The sequence below is a fragment of the Caballeronia choica genome (genome assembly GCF_001544535.1).
In the GTDB taxonomy this organism is placed as follows: Bacteria; Pseudomonadota; Gammaproteobacteria; order Burkholderiales; family Burkholderiaceae; genus Caballeronia; species Caballeronia choica.
Genome location: NZ_FCON02000654.1, coordinates 1 through 514, shown reverse-complemented (window position 1 = coordinate 514; position 514 = coordinate 1). Strand labels below are relative to the sequence as shown.

The 514-nt window shown below is 60.5% G+C and carries 1 protein-coding gene; it reads left to right on the top strand.

Features of this window, described 5'->3' with window-relative positions; genetic code table 11:
* The coding region (locus tag AWB68_RS46185; RefSeq protein ID WP_143282109.1) for an IS66 family transposase at window positions 1–514 on the top strand (514 nt) is incomplete at both ends.

Genomic DNA, 514 nt, shown 5'->3' with positions numbered 1-514 from the left:
ACTTACACGTCAAGCACCAGAGCGAGCTGGCCGAGCCGGCGCTGCGATACTTCGGCGCATTGTATGAAATCGAACGCGACGTCGCGGAACTTGAAGCCGATAGAAGACGTCTTGTGCGTCAGGAGCGCGCTCGCCCCATCGCCGACGAACTTCACGCATGGTTGCTTACGCAACGGCAGCGTGTGCCGGACGGATCCGGAATCGCCGCAGCACTCGACTACAGCCTCAAACGCTGGGAAGCGCTTACGCACTATCTGGATGACGGGCATGTGCCTGCGGATAACAACTGGGTCGAAAATCAAATACGGCCATGGGCCCTGGGGAGATCGAACTGGTTGTTCGCAGGATCCCTGCGTGCCGGAAAACGCGCGGCTGCGATCATGACATTGATCCGCTCTGCACAACTGAACGGGCACGACCCGCTGGCTTACCTGAAGAACGTGCTGACGCGCTTGCCGACACACCGTGCCGCCGACATCGCGCAACTGCTTCCTCATCGCTGGACGCCGACCAC